Origin of the sequence: Nonomuraea sp. NPDC049695 (assembly GCF_040674955.1) — a bacterium.
In the GTDB taxonomy this organism is placed as follows: Bacteria; Actinomycetota; Actinomycetes; order Streptosporangiales; family Streptosporangiaceae; genus Nonomuraea; species Nonomuraea helvata.
On sequence record NZ_JBFANV010000010.1, the window covers coordinates 98,013 to 116,340 of the forward strand.

Sequence of the window (18,328 nt, forward strand, 5' to 3'; positions counted from 1 at the left end):
ACTTCGGCGGTGGCCTAACAATAGGGGAGTGATCCGCTACCGATTGGGCGCTGGTGCTGCGAGCGTGCGGTGGGCGATGTCGCCGATCCACGAAGTGGTCAGTCTTGCCCAGCTCTTGACCGAACCGCAGCGTCACCCGATGTTCCACCCGTGGCTTCGCCGTCGCCACCACCGTCTCTCGGACCTGGACCTGAGGGCGCTCACGGTCTTCATGGCCGATGGCGCGTATCGACCCGACTTCCTTGACCCATCGCCGATGTCCAGTGAGCCGACGTTCGAGGAAGGCATGGATGCCCTCCTCGCCGCGCCGGCGGACCAGACGTACGCCGAGCTGATTGACGCCGCGATGGGGCGCGGGGCAGCAATGGGCCGCCGACTGCTCGATGACCCCGACCGAGCCAGGTCCGAGGCCGCCGATGCGCTGCGCCGCCTCTGGAAGGCAGTCGTAGAACCGGAATGGCCGTCCATGCGGCAGGCGCTGCGTGCCGAGATGCTGGATCGGGCCATCCAGGTCAACCGCGAGGGGCTGCGCGCAATCCTTCCGCGCCTGCACCCCTCCGCTGCGTGCGATGGCGACACAGTCACCGTCGAGAAGACCGTCGACATTGACGTCGACTGCCCTGAGGGACTCATTCTCGTTCCGTCACTGTTCATCACCGACCGGATGCAGTGCACCACCTCAGGCCACTGGACTCCGGCGATCTATTACCCGGCATCCGGGCGGTACCTCTGGGCGGCACCTCCCACTCCGAGGTCCCTTGACCGGCTTCTGGGAGCGACTCGATCGAGGATCCTGGCCGCGCTCACCACTCCGCTGCAGACGACCGTCGTGGCCAGTCTGGTGAGCGTCACCGCCCCGACGGCCAGCGAACACCTGGCAATCCTGCGAGACGCCGGGTTGATCGAGAGCAGCCGGGCCGGTCGCACGGCCACGCACGAGCTCACCAAGGCTGGACGTGCTCTCCTGGACGCGGCCTCGCCGCTTGTTCCGAGGCACTGACTTGCCCGTGACCTGCGATGCCTCAGAAGTACTGGCAGACGCAGGGGATGTCGTCTGCCAGTCAATCTGCGGCATCTCGGCTTCCTTCCGGGTCCGGGATGACCTGGTGCGGTTCACCGCGCGGCTGTTCATCGGCGCGGCCCTGCTCCCGCAAGGCGGGTCACAGCCGGATCAGGTCGGCTACCTCCTCGGGCAGGCCGGGTGAAGTCATGACATGGCCCATCCCGGGCACGACGTGCAGTACCGCGCCTGGAATCGCGGCAGCCAGGGCCTTGCCGTGCCCGAGCGGATAGACCGGGTCCTGGTCGCCGTGCACGATCGAGGTCGGTGCGATGATCGACGACAGCGGGGCGAGCAGGTCGGGGGCGTCCATCCACACGGCCCGGTGGTGATTGGCCGCGGCCGCCGGGTCGATGGCCCGTGACAGCGCCAGCTCGAGCATCGCCCGGGCGGCCGGCTCGTCGAACGGCCGAACCGGCCCGTTGAAGACCCGGAACAAGGCCACGTCGGACTCCACACCCGGCGGTAGCCCGGCGGCCAGGTGCGCGAGAAACTCCGGCGACGGCGGCGGCAGATCATCCGGGTCGGCCGGCTCCCCGGCCCGCGCCCGTGCCCACGCCGGACTCGGATCATGGCCCATCGGAGAGCTGGACATCACCGTCAAAGACCGGACCCGGTCCGGCGCGTGCACAGCCAGCCACTGCGCGATCATGCCGCCCAAGGAAGTCCCAGCCACGTGAGCGGAACCCAGTCCATAACCGTCCAGCACAGCCAGGCAGTCGCGAGCCATGTCCCCGATCGTGTACGGATGAGTATCGAAGTCGACAACGCTGGACCGGCCGGTGTCCCGATGATCGAACCGGATCACCTGAACCCCACGCTCGACAAGCCGACCAACCAGCGCATCGGGGCAAAAGACACCCTGAGCAGCCGACCCCATGATCATCAAAACAGCGGGAAGCCGAGGATCCCCCACCCGCTCAGTCCAGATCCGCAGTGGCCCGGAGGGCACAAGTCGCTCGTGCGCATCCAACATGGAGGCACGGTAGCGGCTACCTGCTACCGAACGCCGACATTTACCCCAAGCTCCGTCCCGAGCTGCAGGTATGGCTTGACGAGCGGCCCACCTGGCCCGAAGCCGACGCCAACCCCGCGCTCTTCCTCAACGCCAAGGGCGGGCGGCTCACCGGCCGCGCCGCCAGCGGCATCATGCCCGCCTTGAGGCCACCCGCCGGTACAGCTTGCCCTCCGACAAGGACAAGGAAGACGCACTCGGGCTGATCACCACTGACGACTGATCTCGCACATGTCAGACCTGGAAGAAGTGGGTGACGGTGTCGCGGAGGATGGCGGCTTGCCGGCGTACCGCGGACAGGCGGACGTAGTCCTCGCCGAGAAGGTCTCCCTCCTCCGGCACGCCGAACATCACGGTGGGGATCCCCCGGGATGCCGGGCCGCCTGCGTCGAAGCTGCCGCCGTAGATCGTGTGGCGAGGCTCGCCCAGGTGCGCCCGGATCGAGTCGGCCAGGGGGTCGAGAACGTCACGGCGCTCGGGCGGCAGGTAGGCCGGGAGCATGGTGACGCCCGGCCGAACGCGGATCTCGCAGCCGGGCCCCGTTCCCTCGATGGCCGTGCGGATCTCGTCGGCGGTCGCGACCGGGTCGGTTCCGGGCAGCAACCGCCGGTCCACCGTGATCCGCGCCGCGGACGGGAGGGTGTGCGGCGCGAGCGGCTCGTACCGCACCTGGTACGGGACGACCTGCTCGCGCCCCAGCTCCGGGTGCGAGCGCGTTCGTACGACGGCGTCGAGCTCGCCGAGACGGCGTATGACCTCGGCGGAGGTCTCGATGACCCGTCCGTCGGCCGGCGGGGACGAGGAATGGGCCGCTGTCCCCCTGATGTCGACCAGCACGTCGACGCGTCCCCGGTTGCCGACGGAGATGTCGAATCCGGTGGGAAAGAGCTGTATGAGGAGGTCCGGCGTACGCGGGAGGCCGTCGAGGATCGCATGCGAGCAGTCGTGGCTGCTGCGTCCCTCGTTGTTGACGCAGAGCAGCAGCGTCCCGTGCAGCGGTACGCGCTCGGTGAGGATCCACCGGGCCAGGTCCAGGAGACACGCCTGGTGGGTCTTGTTCTGGGTCACCCCCTGGCCGAACAGGCAGGGCTCGTCGACACCGAGCTCGACGGGCGTACGGATACGTCCTGACCAGGGCTCGGCCATCAGGTTGTGATGCTGCGTCGGCGTGTAGGCCATGAGCGCGAGGCAGGGCCCGGCGCCGTCCCCCAGCCGAACCGCGAACTGGTTGCGGGGCAGGTCGATGATGTCGACGGCCCCGACGCTCTGGAACATCGGTCGCAGGCACTCCTGAACGTAGTGCCGGAGCGTCGGATGGTCCGGCTCGATCAGCGTGTCCGCGCCCAGCGGCACCGCGGACGGTACACGGGCGAGCGCCACCAGATCGGCCACCAGCAGATCCGCCGGGCCGGGGGCGTGGGGAGAGAAGGGCATGCGCGGGATCCTTGCTCGTTGAGGACGGACGACGGCACCCCGCAACGGCTGGGGCGCCGCCGGCGGTTCAGCCACTACTTTGCCCTTGCGGACGCCCGCGCGGACGCCCGCCCGGACGCCCGCCCGGACTCCGGCGCGGACTCCGGTCGTACGGCCGGTGGATCACGCCGCTGTCGGCGGCGGCCGGCGACCAGCAGGAGGCCGCCGGTGAACGGGCGGGCGCCGCAGGCGGCAGCAGGCTCGGCTCCGGTCCGCCCTCGTGCGGGACCATGGCAGCGTGGAGCGCAACCCGGCAGACCGGGAGCCGTCATTCGGCGAGAGCCTCTCGGAGGAACGCGACGATCTCCTCCCGCGCGGCCTTGGCTTGCGGCACCACGTTCGGCATGCTGAGGAACGCGTGGCCCGCTCCGGGGTATTCGGTGAGCCGCGCGGGCGTGCCGGCCGCACGCAGTCGTTCGGCGTAACAGCGGCCGTGATCGGCCACCGGGTCGTGGGTCGGCACCACCACGAGCGCCGGGGCGAGGCCGCTCAGGTCGTCGGCATGCAGCGGCGACAGCGGACGAGGATCGGTTCCCGGCGGAACGGCGAACCGGTGGAACAGCCGCAACTGCGGCACGGTGAGGGTGGGGCTGTCGGCGTACTGGGTGACTGAGGCGTGGTCGAACATCGTCCCGGTCAGGTCGGCAGCGGGGTTGACCAGCACTTGCGCCCGCAGGAGCAGGCCGGACTCTCTGGCCCGGATCGCGGCCAGGGCACTGATCAACGCGCCGGCGCTCTCGCCGAAGACGGCGGTCCGCGATGGGTCGACGCCCCACTGCGTGGCGTGCCGCACCACGTGCCGGAGCACGTCCCAACCGTCGTCGGCCGCCGCCGACAGCGGAGTCTCGGGGTCGAGGAGGCGGTGCTCGACCGAGACGATGACCGCGGGCAGTTGGGCGGCGAGGTGGCTGTTCACCCAGTCGCTCTGCACCGCCGTGCCCACGAACCCGCCTCCGTGCACGTGGAGCACGAGTGGCAGGCCGACCCTGTCGACGCGCTCAGGCGAGGGCCGGTACACCCGGACCCGGAGATCGCGGCCGGGCAGCGCCACCTCCTGCCACTGGATAGCGGCGCCGGGATCCGGATCGCCGGTGATCGCCCGCGCCGCGGGGGACGCCCGCCTGCGGTTCTCCTCGTCGCGGTACGCCACCAGCTCCTCGGCCGTCATCGCCAACCAGTCCGGCGCCTCTCCCCCGGCCTGGCCGCGCAGCTGGACGCCGGCCGACGGCTGCTTCCCCTCGGTGACCTCGCTCATGCCTTCTCCTGGTCGGATAGTTTCGCTACGGGAAGTATCGATACCTATGGTAGCGAAAACAGAGGTCGGGTGTGCATGGGGCGGGGACCGACACCCCTGACGATCCGCGGCGGCGGAGAGTAGCTGATCGCTGCCGTGGTAGCTTCGCCGTGGAAGCCCGTAAGTGCTTGCCCCGGACGAGATGTGCGCCGTACCCGGCCCGCAAAGACGACGCACTCGAAGGAGACGTCATGGATGCGGGCAGGCCCCTGATCGATTTCACCGAAGTGGCTCCACGGCCTCGCGCGCTGGACGTCCGGTGGATTCACGGCTCACCGTCGGCCAAGCACAACACCGATCCGGACATCCAGGTGCACGCGTACGACGAGCACACGTTCATCTTGCGGCAGAACATGGCGATCAACTACGAGGCGCCGTTCTTGTTCCTGCTGTTCGGCAACGCACGGGCGGTGTTGATCGACACCGGCGCCACGGCATCGGCCGAGTTCTTCCCCTTGCGCCGGGTGGTCGATGAGCTCGTCGCCGGCTGGCTCGCCCGCCACCCCCGGGAGGAGTACCACCTGCTGGTGCTGCACACCCATCCGCATGGCGACCACGTCGCGGGTGACGGTCAGTTCACCGACCGCCCCGAGACCACGGTGGTCGGCGCGGACCTGGTCACCGCCTGGGAGTACTTCGGGTTCAGCGAGGATCCCGACGCCGTGGCGCAGGTCGACCTGGGAGGCCGGGTGCTGGAGTGCCTGGCCACCCCGGGGCACCATGAGGCGGCGGTCACGTTCTACGACCGGTGGACCGGGTTCCTGCTCACCGGCGACACGGTCTACCCGGGCCGTCTCTACATCCAGGACTGGCCGGCCTTCGCCCGGACCATCGACCGCCTGATCGACTTCTCCGACCGCCGGCCGGTCGCCCACGTGCTCGGCTGCCACATCGAGATGACCAGGCAGCCAGGCGTGGACTACCCGATCCGCACCACCTACCAGCCAGACGAGCCCCCACTGCAGATGACCACCGGGCACCTGCACGAGATCCATACGGCGATCAAGGAGATCGGCGACCGGCCCAGCCGGCGCGCTTACCCTCTCTTCATCCTCTGGCCGAACCTATAAGCCGCACAACGGATCGGACCTCCTGCCCGCTGCGACGTCGTCCCGGCCGCGATGCCTATGGGCCGGCCGGTGACGCTGCCGCACCGGATCATTGCCCGAACGCGTGATCCAGCCGAAGGCGGCCTGATCGGCTCGACCGCTATGGACCGGTTGCGGGATGCTTGTGTGACCTCATCGGGTGTCGTGCTGGAGTTGTTGCAGGTCGGCCAGCGTCAGGGCGGGGTCGCCGAGGGGTGGCGCGGTCGGGTCGGCGCGTAGGCCGGCGAGGAAGAGGTCGGCGTGCCGGTGGGCGAGGGCTCTCTGGGTCTCGTCGGGGATCGGTCCAGGCAGTGGCCGGGACAGTCGGGTGAGCAGCAGTCCGATGTCGCCGAAGACCACGTCTGCACGGAGCCTGCCGGTTTTGTGGGCTTCCTCCAGCAGTTCCTCGACGAGTCGCGCCGAGGTGGTGCTGGCGGCCTTGAGTTGCGGCTCGTCCAGGTCGAGCGCGACCAGCAGGGTCGGGATCACCGCCGAGGTCCGTAGGTCCAAGACGGCGTGGACGTAGGCGGCCAGCGCGTCGAGCGGCTCCGGATGGTCGCGTCGGGCTCGCTGCACGGCTTCGATGGTGCCGGTCAACGCGTGGAGGACCACGGCGTGCATGAGTGTGCCGCGATCTGTGAAGCGCCGGTACAGCGTGGCGATCCCCACCTCGGCGCGTCGGGCGATCTCCTCCAGCGACGCACCCGGGCCCTGCTCGACGAACACGTCCCGCGCCGCCTCCAGCAGCCGCTGGTGGTTGCGGCGTGCGTCGGCTCGCATCCGCCCCTCCCCCTCCTGACTCGGCCTCACCCTACCACTAGACGGAGGGTATCTCTTCGCTTATGGTAGCGAGCCGGAGGGAAACCCTTCGTTTATGAGAGGCGGGCGCGATGACCGATGCAGGTCCCACGGGCGAAACCCGGCCGGAGCGTCGCTGGTTCGCGCTGGTCGTGATCGCCACCGCACAGCTGATGACCGCGCTGGACGCCACGATCGTGAACATCGCGCTGCCCTCAGCCCAGCGGGCGCTGCAGTTCAGCGACGCACAGCGGCAGTGGGTAGTGACCGCCTACACCCTGTGCTTCGCCGGCCTGCTTCTGTTCGGCGGGCGGGTGGCCGACGCCGTCGGCCGGCGCCGATCCTTCCAGATCGGGCTCGCCGGATTCGGGCTTGCCTCGCTGCTTGCCGGGCTGGCGCCCACACTGCCGGTCCTGGCCGCCGGGCGTGCCCTGCAAGGGGCGTTCGCCGCGCTGATCGCGCCGACTGTGCTGTCGCTGCTCGCGGTCACCTTCACCGACCAGCGGGAGCGCACCCGGGCGTTCGCCATCTACGGGGCGGTGGCCAGCAGTGGCGCGGCGGCCGGGCTGCTGGCGGGCGGTGCACTCACCGCCTATCTCGACTGGCGATGGTGCTTGTTCGTCAACGTGGCCATCAGCGGCGCGGTGCTGGCCGTCGGCCGCTTGGTGCTGCCCGATCCACCTCGATTCGGCTCTGCCGGCCTCGACGCCGCCTCGGCCGTGCTGGCCACCGGCGGGCTCGCCGCCGTGGTGCTTGGATGCAGCCAGGCGGCCGCGGGTGGGTGGGCGCAGCCGACCGTGTTCGGTCCGCTGCTGGGCGGACTGGCCATGGTGGCCGCGTTCGCCCAGCGGCAGGCACGGATCCCGGACCCCTTGCTCCCGCTGCGCATCCTCGCCGACCGCAGCCGCGCCGGCGCATATCTCGCCGTCGCCACCGCGGTCGTCGGAGCATTCGGCATATTCCTCATCCTGACCTTCCACCTGCAGGTGGTCCTGCACTACTCGCCCGTCCGCACCGGGCTGGCCGTGCTGCCGATGACGCTGGCGAACGCGCTCAGCGGCTACCAGCTGGGCAACCGACTCCTGCCGCGTCTGTCGCCTCGGATCCTGATCGCCGGCGGGCTGCTGGTCGCCGCAGCGGGGCTGGCCATCGTCACCCAGCTCACCCCCGACAGCGGGTACGTTGCGACCATCCTGCCCGCCCAGGTACTGATCGGGACCGGCATGGGCGCGCTGTTCCCGCCGGCCTTCCAACTCGCCGTCCACGGCGTCACCCAACAGGATGCGGGCGTCGCCTCCGCCGTGATCAACGCCGCCACCCAGGTCGGCAGCTCCATCGGCACAGCCATCCTGAACACGCTCGCGGTCACCGCCACCGCCGCCTACCTCGCCGCACACCGCACCGCGCCGGGCCTGTACCGAGCAGCGCTCGTCCACGGGTACGCGACCGCGACCGCCTGGGCCACCGGCCTGCTCGCGGCCATGGCCGTGCTCGTCTACCTCCTCATCCCCGCACCACGACGACAATCCACCGAGCACACACAGACGACCCACGCACAGGCGAAAGAGGAAAGTTAAATGTCCATTGAGCTCAATCACACCATTGTCCCCGCCAGTGACAGGCATGCTTCCGCCAGGTTCCTCGCCGACATCTTCGGCATACCAACCAACCCTGACGTCGCCCGGTTCACGCCGATCACCCTGAGCAACGGCGTCACCCTCGATTACATGAACCTCGCCGACAGCCCCATGCAGCACTACGCGTTCCTGGTCTCCGAGGACGCCTTCGACGCGACGTTCGAGCGGATCCGCGCGGCCGGCCTCCCTTTCTGGGCCGATCCCCATCGCGGACAGGAGGGTGAGATCTACCACTCCCGCACCGGCGGCCGCGGCGTCTATTTCCCCGACCCCGACGGGCACCTCATGGAAATACTCACCCGCGACCTGACCGGCCGGACGATCTAGGGGGAGGAGGGCGGAACTTGTAGCTGTGAGTGAGCGCGCCACAATTGCATCAAGATCCGGTCGGACCGATTCTCGACGCGCTCGATGTCAAGCAGGTCGCGTTCAACGACTCGGTGTTCGCCCACCCAGTCCTGGCGGACCTGCGACTGCAGGTCTGCAAGTACGTCGGTCCTCCGCAGATCGCCATCGGCGAGGCGAAGCCGCTGAGGAAGCTCGAATTCAACGACTGCCACGTCAAGGCGGACACCCTCGCTGTCGTCCCCGAATCCCAGCTCAAGGTTTTCAGGTACTTCCTCGACGAGGGCCGCCTCCCCCGCCTGACCGACAGCCACGGCCGCCCCCACGCCATCCGGCCGGTCACGACGGCCATGATCAGCCCCAGCGCGACAGCGGCATCGGCGGGTCCTCGGGTCGGCCGATGCCGCCAGGTGCGCCGCACACCGGGCCGGAGTGGGAGCCGGCGGCCCGGCGGAACTATCCCTGCTTGCCGCCGGCGAACGGGGCCTCGCCCTCCTTGAGCGCGCGGAAGCGGAGCGCCGACCACACCTCGTCCACCGCCACCTGGCCGTTGGGACGCAGCCCGTACTCACCCACGATCGGCCAGAGCGTGTCACGGTTGATGTCCGCCTTGTTCCCCTTGGGGTAGGCGACCCACACGACCGGCGGCTCGGTGACCTGGTCGCGGTGCCGGTCCAGGATCTGCCGGGCGGACGCGGCGTCGGGCGCGAAGAGGAGCGCCACATCGGCCTCCTTGAGGTCCTCGACGTGGCGGGCGCCTTCGGGCAGCGGCGCGACCAGCGGCAGGTGGGCGGCGTCGGAGATCCACACCTTGGCCTCCGGCTTGATGAGCAGCTTGGCCGCGACGGTCTTGCTCATGATGTGTTCAGCTCCTTGTCGGGAAATGCCCCAACTGTCGGTGGAATGCCGCAACCATTCCACCGACAAATAAGATTGTCAAGACGACTTCAGTTGTCAGGACTTCAGGAAGTGCAGGACGGCCAGCACCCGGCGGCTGTAGCCGGTGGTGTGCGACAGCCGCAGCTTGTCGAACAGGGAGTTCACGTGCTTCTCCACCGCGCTCTGCGACACGTGCAGCGCCTGGGCGATCGAGGCGTTGGTCAGCCCCTGCGCCATCAGCTCCAGCACCTCCCTCTCCCGCGCCGTCAGCCGCGCCAGGGGGTCCACTTGTGTCGTGCGGGCCAGCAGCTGGCGCACCACCTCCGGATCGAACGCCGCCCCGCCCGCGCCCACCCGTTCCAGCGCGTCCAGGAAGTCGCCCACCTGCGCCACCCGGTCCTTCAGCAGGTAGCCGACGCCCTCGACGTCCGCGCTCATCAGCTCGGTGGCGTACCTCTTCTCCACGTACTGCGACAGCACCAGCACCTTGACCTCGCTCCAGCGCCGCCTGATCTCCAGCGCCGCGCGCAGGCCCTCGTCGGTGTGGGTCGGCGGCATGCGTACGTCCACCACCACGACGTCCGGGCGGTGCTCGGCCACGGCCGCCACCAGGGCGTCGCCGTCGCTGACCGCGGCCGGCACCTCGTGGCCCTCCTCGAGCAGCAGCCGTACCAGGCCCTCGCGCAGCAGCGTGGAGTCCTCGGCCAGGATCACCCGCACGGCAGCACCGCCGTGATCGTCGTCGGCCCGCCCGCCGGACTGCTCACCTCGAAGCCGCCGTCCAGCGCAGCCACCCGCCTGGCCAGCCCGGACAGACCCCCACCTGTCGCCTGGGCTCCGCCCGCGCCGTCGTCTCGCACCCGTACGACCACCGCGGCGTCCTCCTCGTGCACCTCGACCGTGATGAGTGTGGCGCCGGCGTGCTTGGCGGCGTTGGTGACGGCCTCGCACACCACGAAGTACGCCGCCGTCTCCACCGCCATGGGCGGCCGACGCCGCAGGTCGCAGGCTACCCGTACCGGCACACCCGAACGCTCGGCCACCCCCGCCAGGGCCTCTTCCAGGCCCAGGGAGTCCAGGCCGCTCGGGTAGACCCGCCAGGCCACCTCGCGCAGCTCGGCCAGCGCCTGCTGGGCTTCCTGGTGCGCCTGCTCCAGCAGCTCGGACCGGCCCCGCCGGGCCCGGCCGATCAGCATCGACAGCGCCACCAGGCGCTGCTGCAGCCCGTCGTGCAGGTCCCGCTCGATGCGGCGGCGCTCGGAGTCGACCGCGGCCACGATCCCGGCCCGGCTCTCGGCCAGCTCGGCGATCCTGCGCTCCAGCGCCTGCGTCGGGTCGGGACCCAGCATGCGCAGCGCCAGCCGCCGCTCCAGCGCGTGCACCCCGACCACGCCCGACAGTACAAGGAACAGCAGCACGACCCCGCCCACCCCGAAGTAGGCGACCAACGGGATCGACGGCCGCATCCCGTCGAACGGCTCGCCGCGCCCCCACGCCGCGAGAATGAGGACACCCGTCTGCACCCCGAACACGAGCAACGCGATCACCAGCCCGCCCAGGACGCCCACCGGGACGCGGGCGGCCAGGTAAGGCAGCGGGCCGCCCTCCCGCAGGGCGTCGAAGTCCAGGCGCAGGCGGCGGGTCTCGAGGCGGGCCAGCCGCCGGGCCGCCGCGCCGACGTTCGGATTGCCCAGGAACGGCAGCGCCAGCAGCAGGAAAACCAGCTCGATCAGTGCGGTCACGGTGCCCAGCGCCACCGCCCCGAGCAGCCGCAGCCCCTCAGCGGCGAGTCGCATGCCTGCCCTTGCGTCGCTCGGCCAGCCGCACGACGACGAACACCACGACAGCCAGCGCCACCAGCGCGATCACCACGTTGGTGCCGACACCCACATAGGTCTCCACCAGCTCCCAGTTGTCGCCCAGCAGGTAGCCGGCCATCACGAAGATGGTGTTCCAGATGAGGCTGCCGGCGGTCGTCAGCAGCGTGAACGTCACCAGCGGCATCCGCTCCACGCCCGCCGGGATTGAGATGAGGCTGCGGAAGAGGGGGATCATCCGGCCGAAGAACACCGTCTTGCGGCCGTGCTTGAGGAACCACGCCTCGGTCTTCTCGATGTCGGACGGCTTGACCAGCGGCAGCTTGGCGGCGATGGCCAGCGTGCGCTCCCTGCCCAGCAGCGCCCCCACCCAGTACAGCGCCAGCGCCCCGATGACCGAGCCGAGCGTCGTGCACACCAGCACGTCCAGCAGGTCCATCTGCCCCCTTGCGGCGGTGAAGCCGGACAGGGGCAGGATCACCTCGCTGGGCAGGGGCGGGAACAGGTTCTCCAGCGCGATCGCGAGCCCCGCCCCGGGCGCTCCGAGACTCTCCATCAGTCCAACCAGCCAATCAGTCATGGGCCCCAGGCTATGGAACGTCGGATATGCCGGGAATGAGGCGGGCTTCTGATCGCTTGGTGTGGTAAACCACACCCCCGCCGTACCGTACACTGTACGGCCGTGACCTCTATGACGGATCTGGTACGGCACTCGGCAGTCTTCCAACCCGGCGACCCGCCCAGGTCCGGAAACATGGTCTTCCTCGACCCGGACGGGCCGTCCACGGTGACGGTGGCCGAGCCCGACGGGGGCACCCGGCAGGTCGCGGCCACGCTCGTCCCGGTGGGCGAGGCGGTTGCGGCGCTGGCCAGGGCGCGCATGGACCCGCGGGCCCACCCGGCGGCCCGCTTCTGGGGCGCGGTCGCGCTGGTGGCACTCCAGCTCGTCACCCGGGGCCGCATCCTGCCGGGGGTGACGGCGGGCGACCACGACTCCTGGCGCGCGGGGCCGCTGGACGCGGCCGACATCCAGCGCATCCGCGAACTGGCCGCCGCCATGCCCGCCTCGGCCCGCGCCCTCCCCCTCCACCCCGACGGGACCTCACCCGGCCCCGGGACCGCAGGCCGCGACCCGAGCGCGACTTCACGGGACGCCCTGGGTCCGACTCACAACGACCGGCCCGCCTCCACACCCGGCGGCGGGCCGGATACGCACGGCGGCCGGACGAATGCGCGCGGCCGGAGGAGCCCGGCATCCGCCGACGCCGATACGCCGCGTGCCGCGGGCGTGACGGAGCACCGCGCCGGGGACCCGGCACAGGTGCAGGCCGCCCACCTGGCCGATGTGACGGAGCACCGCGCCGGGAACCCGGCACAGGCGCAGGCCGCCCACCTGGCCGAGACGGGTGGCCGCGCCGGTGACGAGCAGCCGGGTGAGGTGCGGTTGCCCGAGGCGGAGCCGCTGGTGCGGGCGTTCCTCGACGCGGTCGCCGACGCCATGCCCCGCTCCCCCGGCGCCGTACGGGCCACCGGCCTGACCGCCTACGCCGCCGCCAAACCCGTCAAAGTCCCGCACCTGCGCCCCTGGGCCGAGGAGATGGCGGCCGGGCTCGACTCCGGCGTACGGCTGTCGCTGCGCCTGGAGGCCGACGACCTGGCCGCCGCCGAGTTCCGCGCCGTCGTGCAGCTGCACAGCCTGGCCGACCCCTCGCTCGTCGTCGACGCCGCCGACCTGTGGCGCGGCCACGACCGGGGCTTCGGCCCCCGCGCCAGGATCGAGGCCACCCTGGCCGTACGCCGCGCCGCCCGCACCTGGCCCCGCCTTGAGCGCCTGCTCGACAGCGCCGTCCCCGACGAGCTCACGCTCACCGACGGCGACGTCGAGGACCTCCTGGCCGGAGCCGCCGAGCGCCTGGCCGCCGCCGGAGTCGAGGTGCACTGGCCCAAGGCCCTCGTACGCGGCCTCAGCGCCCGCGCCGTCATCGGGGAACGCGACAGCAAGCCGTCGGACCTGCCGTCGTTCCTCGGCGGGCAGCACCTGACGAGCTTCGACTGGCAGCTCGCCCTCGGCGGCCGGCGCCTGACCGCCGAGGAGATGGACCGGCTGGCCGAGGCGCACCGCCCCGTCGTACGGCTACGCGACCAGTGGGTCCTCATCGACCCCGACCTGGCACGCAAGGCCCGCCAACGCGACCTCAAGCCCCTGACCGGCATCGAGGCGCTCGGCGCCGCCCTGACCGGCACGGTCGAGGTCGAGGGTGAACAGGTCGCCGTCGAGCCCACCGCCTGGCTGCGCGAGCTGCGCGAACGCCTGTCCGAGCCCGCCGACGCAGATCCGCCCGGCGGGCTGGCCGCCACGCTGCGCGACTACCAGCTGGCCGGGCTGCGCTGGCTGGCCCGGCTCACCTCGCTCGGCCTGGGCGGCTGCCTGGCCGACGACATGGGCCTGGGCAAGACGATCACGCTCATCGCCCTGCATCTGCACCGCTCAGGTAACGGTCCGACGCTCGTGGTGTGCCCGGCCTCGCTGCTGGGCAACTGGGAGCGGGAGATCGCCAGGTTCGCGCCCGGCGTGCCCGTGCGCCGCTTTCACGGGTCGAGCCGCACGCTGGCCGAGGACGGGTTCGTGCTGACCACGTACGGCACCATGCGCATGGACGCGGCCCGCCTGGCCGCGCACCCATGGGGTCTGCTGGTCGCCGACGAGGCCCAGCACGTCAAGAACCCCGCCTCCGGCACCGCCAAGGCGCTGCGGGAGATCCCCGCCGCCGCCCGCGTCGCGCTGACCGGCACCCCCGTGGAGAACAACCTGTCGGAGCTGTGGGCCATCCTCGACTGGACGACGCCGGGGCTGCTGGGCCCGCCGGCCAGGTTCAGGGCGCGGTGGGCCAAGCCCGTCGAGTCCGGTGACGGCGAAGCCGCTGAGCGCCTGTCGCGGCTGGTCGGGCCGTTCCTGCTGCGCCGCCGCAAGAGCGACCCCGGCATCGCGCCCGAGCTGCCGCCCAAGACCGAGACCGACCGTCCCGTCGCGCTCACCACCGAGCAGGCCGGTCTGTACGAGGCCGTCGTACGCGAGAGCATGGCCCAGATCGCCGACGCGCGCGGCATGGCCAGGCGCGGCCTCATCGTCAAGCTCCTGACCGGGCTCAAGCAGATCTGCAACCACCCCGCCCAATACCTGCACGAGAGCGAGCCGCGCCTGCCCGGCCGCTCGGGCAAGCTGGAGCTGCTGGACGAGCTCGTCGACACCATCGTCGCCGAGGACGGCGCGGTGCTGGTCTTCACCCAGTACGTCACCATGGCCCGCCTCATGGAACGGCACCTGACCGCAAGGGGCGTCAGCACCCAGCTCCTGCACGGCGGCACCCCGGTCCCCCGCCGCGAGGAGATGGTCGCCCGCTTCCAGGACGGGCGGGCCCCGGTGTTCCTGCTGTCGCTGAAGGCCGCAGGCACCGGCCTGAACCTCACCCGCGCCGACCACGTCATCCACTACGACCGCTGGTGGAACCCGGCCGTCGAGGACCAGGCCACCGACCGCGCCTACCGGATCGGCCAGACCCGTCCCGTCCAGGTGCACCGCCTGATCACCGAGGGCACGATCGAGGACCGCATCGCCGAGATGCTCGCCGCCAAGCGCGCGCTCGCCGAGGCCGTGCTCGCCTCCGGCGAAGCCGCCCTCACCGAGCTGACCGACGCCGAACTTGCCGCTCTCGTGGAGCTGAGATGACCGACGCACGTGGATTCCCCGCCTTCCCTCCGCAGCGCGCCGGGGCCCGCTTCGCCACCTCCTGGTGGGGGCGCGCCTGGGTCCAGGCCATGGAGGACACCTCGCTGGATCACGGCCTGCTGCGCAAGGGCCGCGGCTACGCCAAGACCGGGCAGATCGGCCCCATCACCGTCAGCCCCGGGCGCCTCGCCGCCGTAGCCGAGAGCGAGTACGACACCGTCGTACGCGTCGAGCAGCTCACCGACGCCGCCTGGGAACGCTTCCTCGACCAGGTCGCCGCCAAGAGCGGCCACATAGCCGCGCTGCTCGACCGCGACATGCCCCATGACCTGGTCGAAGCCGCCGAGGACGCCGCCGTGCCGCTGCTGCCCGCCGTCGGCGACCTGGAGCCTGAGTGCTCCTGTCCCGACTGGGGCCACCCCTGCAAGCATGCCGCCGCCTTGTGCTACCAGGCGTCGTGGCTGCTGGACGCGGACCCGTTCGTGCTGCTGCTGATGCGCGGGCGCGGCGAGCGCGAGCTGATCGAGGCGCTCCAGCGCCGCGGCGCGCCCGGCGACGAGGCACCGGCCGATGACGCCGCGCGGCCGGCCGGGGGTGTGGCGGTGGCCGAGGCGTACGCGGCCGGTGTGCCATCGCTGCCCGATCCCCCGCCGCTGGAGGTCGCCTTCGCCCCGCCCGCCCTGGACGCGCCCGCGGGCCGGGCGTCCGGCGGGGATCCGGCGCCCGGCGTGGACGTGGCCGCCCTGCGGGTACTGGCCGCCTCGGCCGCCTCCCGGGCGCGCGAGGTGCTGCTGCACGGGCGCCTGCCGGAGCTCACCGAGTACCAGGACCGGGTGCGCCTGGCCGCCGACCACGGGCTCGACCTCGGGCTCGAGGCGGCGGTGCAGGCATGGAGGTACGGCGGCCCGCAGGGCGTGGACGTGCTCGAGAGCGCCTGGACGCCGCCCCGCCAGGACCTGGCCAGGGCGCAGGCGCTGCTCGAAGCCGGATGGGAGGGCGAGCGCCCGCCGCAGGTGGAGGCGTGGCGCAACCGCTGGACCCTCGGCGCTCTGCAGCTGCGTTACGGCCGCGACGGCCGCTGGTACCCCTTCACGATGCGCGACGGCGCATGGTGGCCCGCCGGGCCGCCCGAGCGCGACCCTTCGGCGCTCGTCACCGGATAGGGACTACGAGGCCACCGAGACGACGCGGTGGATGGAGCTCTGGTCGGTGATCAGGTTCAGCATGCAGTGGGCCAGGTCGGCGCGGGTGGTGCTCAGGCCGCCTCTGATGTTGCGGTCGAGGGCCGTGCGGTAGCGGGCGCTGCGCCCGCCGTCGGTCAGGCGCGAGGGCCGGACGATCGTCCAGTCCAGGTCGGTGGCGCGCAGCAGCCGCTCGGCCTCGGCCAGATCGGCATAGGAGTGGCGCAACATGCGCTGCACGAGCGGCTTGAGCACGTACTGCGTGAACAGGCCGTCGTCGGCGCCGGCGACCAGCCCGCCGGCGCTGACCATCAGGACGCGGCGGGCCTGCGTCTGCGTCATGGCCTTGATCACGGCGGCGATGCTGCCGGACTGCACGGTGGTGGGGCCGCGCCCGCGGGCGCCCATCGCCGACAGCACAGCGTCGCGGCCCTTGACCGCGGAGGCGATCGCGCCGGGGTCCATCACGTCGGTCTGCGCGACGTCCAGGCGCCCGCGCAGGTCGGCGGGGAGCCTGGACGCGTCGCGTACGACGGCGGTGACCTCGTGGCCGAGGTCGAGTGCTTGGCGCAGGAGCTGCTGCCCCGTGCCACCGGTCGCTCCGAGTACCGCGAGCTTCATCGATGCCGCCTCCAGAGTTGGTGAGTATTCACTCACCCTACTTCGCGGGGCGCCGCCGCGGGCGCTCAAAGATCTTCCTGCGCCTGCCCTTGCGCGAGATGGCGTCCGTGAGGCGGCCTCGTACGCTCAGACTGAGCCGGGCACCCCAGTACGGTGAGTCTCGGGGTGCTCGGCGCTGTACTGCTTCACAGGGTGCGCAGGTCCACCGCGTCGGCCATCGCCCGGTAGCCGGCCGGGTTGGGGTGCAGGTGGTCTCCGCTGTCGAAGGCCGGCCGGATGCGGTCGGGGGCGGTGGGATCGGCGACGGCGCGCTCGAAGTCCGCGACCGCGTCGAATTCGCCGCTGGTCCGGATCCACGTGTTGACCGTGTCACGGACGGCCTCGGCCTCGCCGGTGAGCTCGGCCGGCAGGATGGTGCCGCCGACGATCCGGACGCCTCGCGCGTGGGCGGCGCGGATGAGCTGCCGGAAGCCGGCGATCAGGTCGTCGGCGCCGACCTTGACCGCGGGCGTGGTGCAGGGCGTGGGCTCCCGCATGCCCAGCAGGATGTCGTTGATGCCCTCCAGCACGATCACGGTCTTGATGTGGGGCTGGTCGAGCACGTCCCAGCGGAGGCGTTCCACTCCCCGCTCGCCCAGGCATGCCGAGTCGTTGAGCAGCCGGTTGCCGGCGATGCCGAGGTTGAGCACCGGCCGCCGCCCGCCCAGTCTGCGGGCCAGCGCGTCCGGGTAGCGGTCGTCGGCGTCCTGGGTGGCGGCGTATCCGTCGGTGATGGAGTCGCCGAACGTCGCCACGGCGGCCCCGCCGCCGTGCACGTCCACGCCGGACAGGTAGAACCAGGAGCTGTTGGTCTCGGCGAAGGCGGCCGCGCCGGTGTCGCCGGTGTGGTTGCCGGAGGCGCGATAGGAGGTGGCCTGGGCGAGGTTGTGGTACGTGGACGGGCCGGTGTCGCCCTGGAAGTAGAGCGTCACCGCCAGCCGCTCGCCCGCCTTGACCGCAAGCCGGACGGGATCACTGGCCGCCTGCCCACCGGCCGGGATGGTGGCCGAGACGGAGCGGGCGAACGTCAGCGGCCGCAGCGTGCCCGCCCGGACGGCGGCGCCCGCGCCGGCCCGGCCCACGCTCGCGCCGGTCAGCCGGAGCGGGGTGCCGCCGTAGGCGTTCGACAGCCGGATCCGGACCGTCGGTCCGGCGGCGGTGACCTTGACCACCTGCCGTACGGACTGGTCGGAGAAGCCCTTCTCCGCCCAGGTGGGATACCAGACGTCAGGCGACGGCTGCTGGACGGCGCTCGCCCATGCCGCCGTCCACCTGCCGGTCTCGGCGCTGACCGGCGCGGGTGCTGCCGTCATGGCGGCGGTCAGCGCGGCGGCAGTCGCAATTTTCCACATGT

Annotated in this window: 17 protein-coding genes and 1 riboswitch; of the genes, 6 read left to right on the forward strand and 11 right to left on the reverse strand. The window is 71.4% G+C overall.

The window, feature by feature from the left end:
• Nucleotides 1-28: 28 nt before the first annotated feature.
• Nucleotides 29-1,000 carry a DUF5937 family protein gene (locus AB0J64_RS12100; protein WP_364024624.1) on the forward strand — a complete coding sequence of 324 codons (972 nt, stop codon included), beginning with the start codon at nucleotides 29-31 and terminating at the stop codon, nucleotides 998-1,000.
• Nucleotides 1,001-1,160: 160 nt separating this feature from the next.
• On the opposite strand, the gene AB0J64_RS12105 is transcribed toward AB0J64_RS12100, so the two are convergent.
• The 3 genes from AB0J64_RS12105 to AB0J64_RS12115 all read right to left on the reverse strand — a co-directional run bounded on the left by AB0J64_RS12105 (nucleotide 1,161) and on the right by AB0J64_RS12115 (nucleotide 4,803).
• A complete protein-coding gene (locus AB0J64_RS12105; RefSeq protein ID WP_364024627.1) occupies nucleotides 1,161-2,036 on the reverse strand; it encodes an alpha/beta fold hydrolase in 876 nt (291 codons plus the stop codon).
• A gap of 273 nt (nucleotides 2,037-2,309) precedes the next feature.
• Nucleotides 2,310-3,509: a peptidase dimerization domain-containing protein gene (locus AB0J64_RS12110; protein WP_364024630.1), complete on the reverse strand. Its 1,200-nt coding sequence runs from the start codon at nucleotides 3,507-3,509 to the stop codon at nucleotides 2,310-2,312.
• A 307-nt stretch (nucleotides 3,510-3,816) separates the two neighbouring features.
• Entirely contained in the window at nucleotides 3,817-4,803 is a 987-nt protein-coding gene (locus AB0J64_RS12115; RefSeq protein ID WP_364024633.1) for an alpha/beta hydrolase, read from the reverse strand.
• Between the two features lie 149 nt (nucleotides 4,804-4,952).
• A riboswitch (guanidine-III (ykkC-III) riboswitch) is annotated at nucleotides 4,953-5,020 on the forward strand.
• 13 nt (nucleotides 5,021-5,033) lie between these two features.
• Here AB0J64_RS12115 and AB0J64_RS12120 point away from each other — a divergent pair.
• Nucleotides 5,034-5,912 carry an MBL fold metallo-hydrolase gene (locus AB0J64_RS12120; protein ID WP_364024636.1) on the forward strand — a complete coding sequence of 293 codons (879 nt, stop codon included), beginning with the start codon at nucleotides 5,034-5,036 and terminating at the stop codon, nucleotides 5,910-5,912.
• Nucleotides 5,913-6,083: 171 nt separating this feature from the next.
• Here the strand turns inward: AB0J64_RS12120 and AB0J64_RS12125 are convergent, their stop codons facing one another.
• Nucleotides 6,084-6,710 (reverse strand): TetR/AcrR family transcriptional regulator, encoded by a 627-nt coding sequence (locus AB0J64_RS12125; protein ID WP_364024639.1) that lies wholly within the window; start codon nucleotides 6,708-6,710, stop codon nucleotides 6,084-6,086.
• Nucleotides 6,711-6,820: 110 nt separating this feature from the next.
• Between AB0J64_RS12125 and AB0J64_RS12130 the strand changes: the two genes are divergently transcribed.
• Together AB0J64_RS12130 and AB0J64_RS12135 are read left to right on the forward strand one after the other, a co-directional pair.
• A complete protein-coding gene (locus AB0J64_RS12130) occupies nucleotides 6,821-8,305 on the forward strand; it encodes an MFS transporter (protein ID WP_364024642.1) in 1,485 nt (494 codons plus the stop codon).
• Nucleotides 8,306-8,692 (forward strand): VOC family protein, encoded by a 387-nt coding sequence (locus tag AB0J64_RS12135; protein WP_364024645.1) that lies wholly within the window; start codon nucleotides 8,306-8,308, stop codon nucleotides 8,690-8,692. It begins immediately after the preceding gene.
• On the opposite strand, the gene AB0J64_RS12140 is transcribed toward AB0J64_RS12135, so the two are convergent.
• The 5 genes from AB0J64_RS12140 to AB0J64_RS12160 all read right to left on the reverse strand — a co-directional run bounded on the left by AB0J64_RS12140 (nucleotide 8,689) and on the right by AB0J64_RS12160 (nucleotide 11,986).
• Complete coding sequence (locus AB0J64_RS12140; protein WP_364024648.1) at nucleotides 8,689-9,024, reverse strand: hypothetical protein; 336 nt, start codon at nucleotides 9,022-9,024, stop codon at nucleotides 8,689-8,691. The genes AB0J64_RS12135 and AB0J64_RS12140 overlap by 4 nt on opposite strands.
• Nucleotides 9,025-9,166: 142 nt before the next feature.
• On the reverse strand, nucleotides 9,167-9,568 hold the full coding sequence (locus AB0J64_RS12145; protein ID WP_364024651.1) for a hypothetical protein: 402 nt from the start codon (nucleotides 9,566-9,568) through the stop codon (nucleotides 9,167-9,169).
• Between the two features lie 96 nt (nucleotides 9,569-9,664).
• Nucleotides 9,665-10,309, reverse strand: coding sequence for a response regulator transcription factor (locus AB0J64_RS12150; protein ID WP_364024654.1), 645 nt, complete (start codon nucleotides 10,307-10,309; stop codon nucleotides 9,665-9,667).
• Nucleotides 10,300-11,385 (reverse strand): histidine kinase, encoded by a 1,086-nt coding sequence (locus tag AB0J64_RS12155; protein ID WP_364024657.1) that lies wholly within the window; start codon nucleotides 11,383-11,385, stop codon nucleotides 10,300-10,302. Before AB0J64_RS12155 ends, AB0J64_RS12150 begins: the two co-directional genes overlap by 10 nt.
• A complete protein-coding gene (locus tag AB0J64_RS12160) occupies nucleotides 11,369-11,986 on the reverse strand; it encodes a DedA family protein (RefSeq protein WP_364024659.1) in 618 nt (205 codons plus the stop codon). Before AB0J64_RS12160 ends, AB0J64_RS12155 begins: the two co-directional genes overlap by 17 nt.
• A gap of 111 nt (nucleotides 11,987-12,097) precedes the next feature.
• On the opposite strand from AB0J64_RS12160, the gene AB0J64_RS12165 reads away from it, so the two are divergent.
• Together AB0J64_RS12165 and AB0J64_RS12170 are read left to right on the forward strand one after the other, a co-directional pair.
• Nucleotides 12,098-15,133, forward strand: a complete 3,036-nt coding sequence (locus AB0J64_RS12165; RefSeq protein ID WP_364024849.1) for a DEAD/DEAH box helicase — start codon at nucleotides 12,098-12,100, stop codon at nucleotides 15,131-15,133.
• Nucleotides 15,130-16,296, forward strand: a complete 1,167-nt coding sequence (locus AB0J64_RS12170; protein ID WP_364024662.1) for an SWIM zinc finger family protein — start codon at nucleotides 15,130-15,132, stop codon at nucleotides 16,294-16,296. The genes AB0J64_RS12165 and AB0J64_RS12170 overlap by 4 nt, the downstream gene beginning before the upstream one ends.
• A 3-nt stretch (nucleotides 16,297-16,299) precedes the next feature.
• Here AB0J64_RS12170 and AB0J64_RS12175 read toward each other — a convergent pair whose 3' ends face one another.
• Together AB0J64_RS12175 and AB0J64_RS12180 are read right to left on the reverse strand one after the other, a co-directional pair.
• The gene (locus tag AB0J64_RS12175) at nucleotides 16,300-16,935 is read right to left on the reverse strand and encodes an SDR family oxidoreductase (RefSeq protein WP_364024665.1); all 636 of its coding nucleotides are present in this window, start codon (nucleotides 16,933-16,935) and stop codon (nucleotides 16,300-16,302) included.
• Between the two features lie 185 nt (nucleotides 16,936-17,120).
• Nucleotides 17,121-18,326, reverse strand: coding sequence for an SGNH/GDSL hydrolase family protein (locus AB0J64_RS12180; protein ID WP_364024668.1), 1,206 nt, complete (start codon nucleotides 18,324-18,326; stop codon nucleotides 17,121-17,123).
• Nucleotides 18,327-18,328 lie beyond the last annotated feature (2 nt).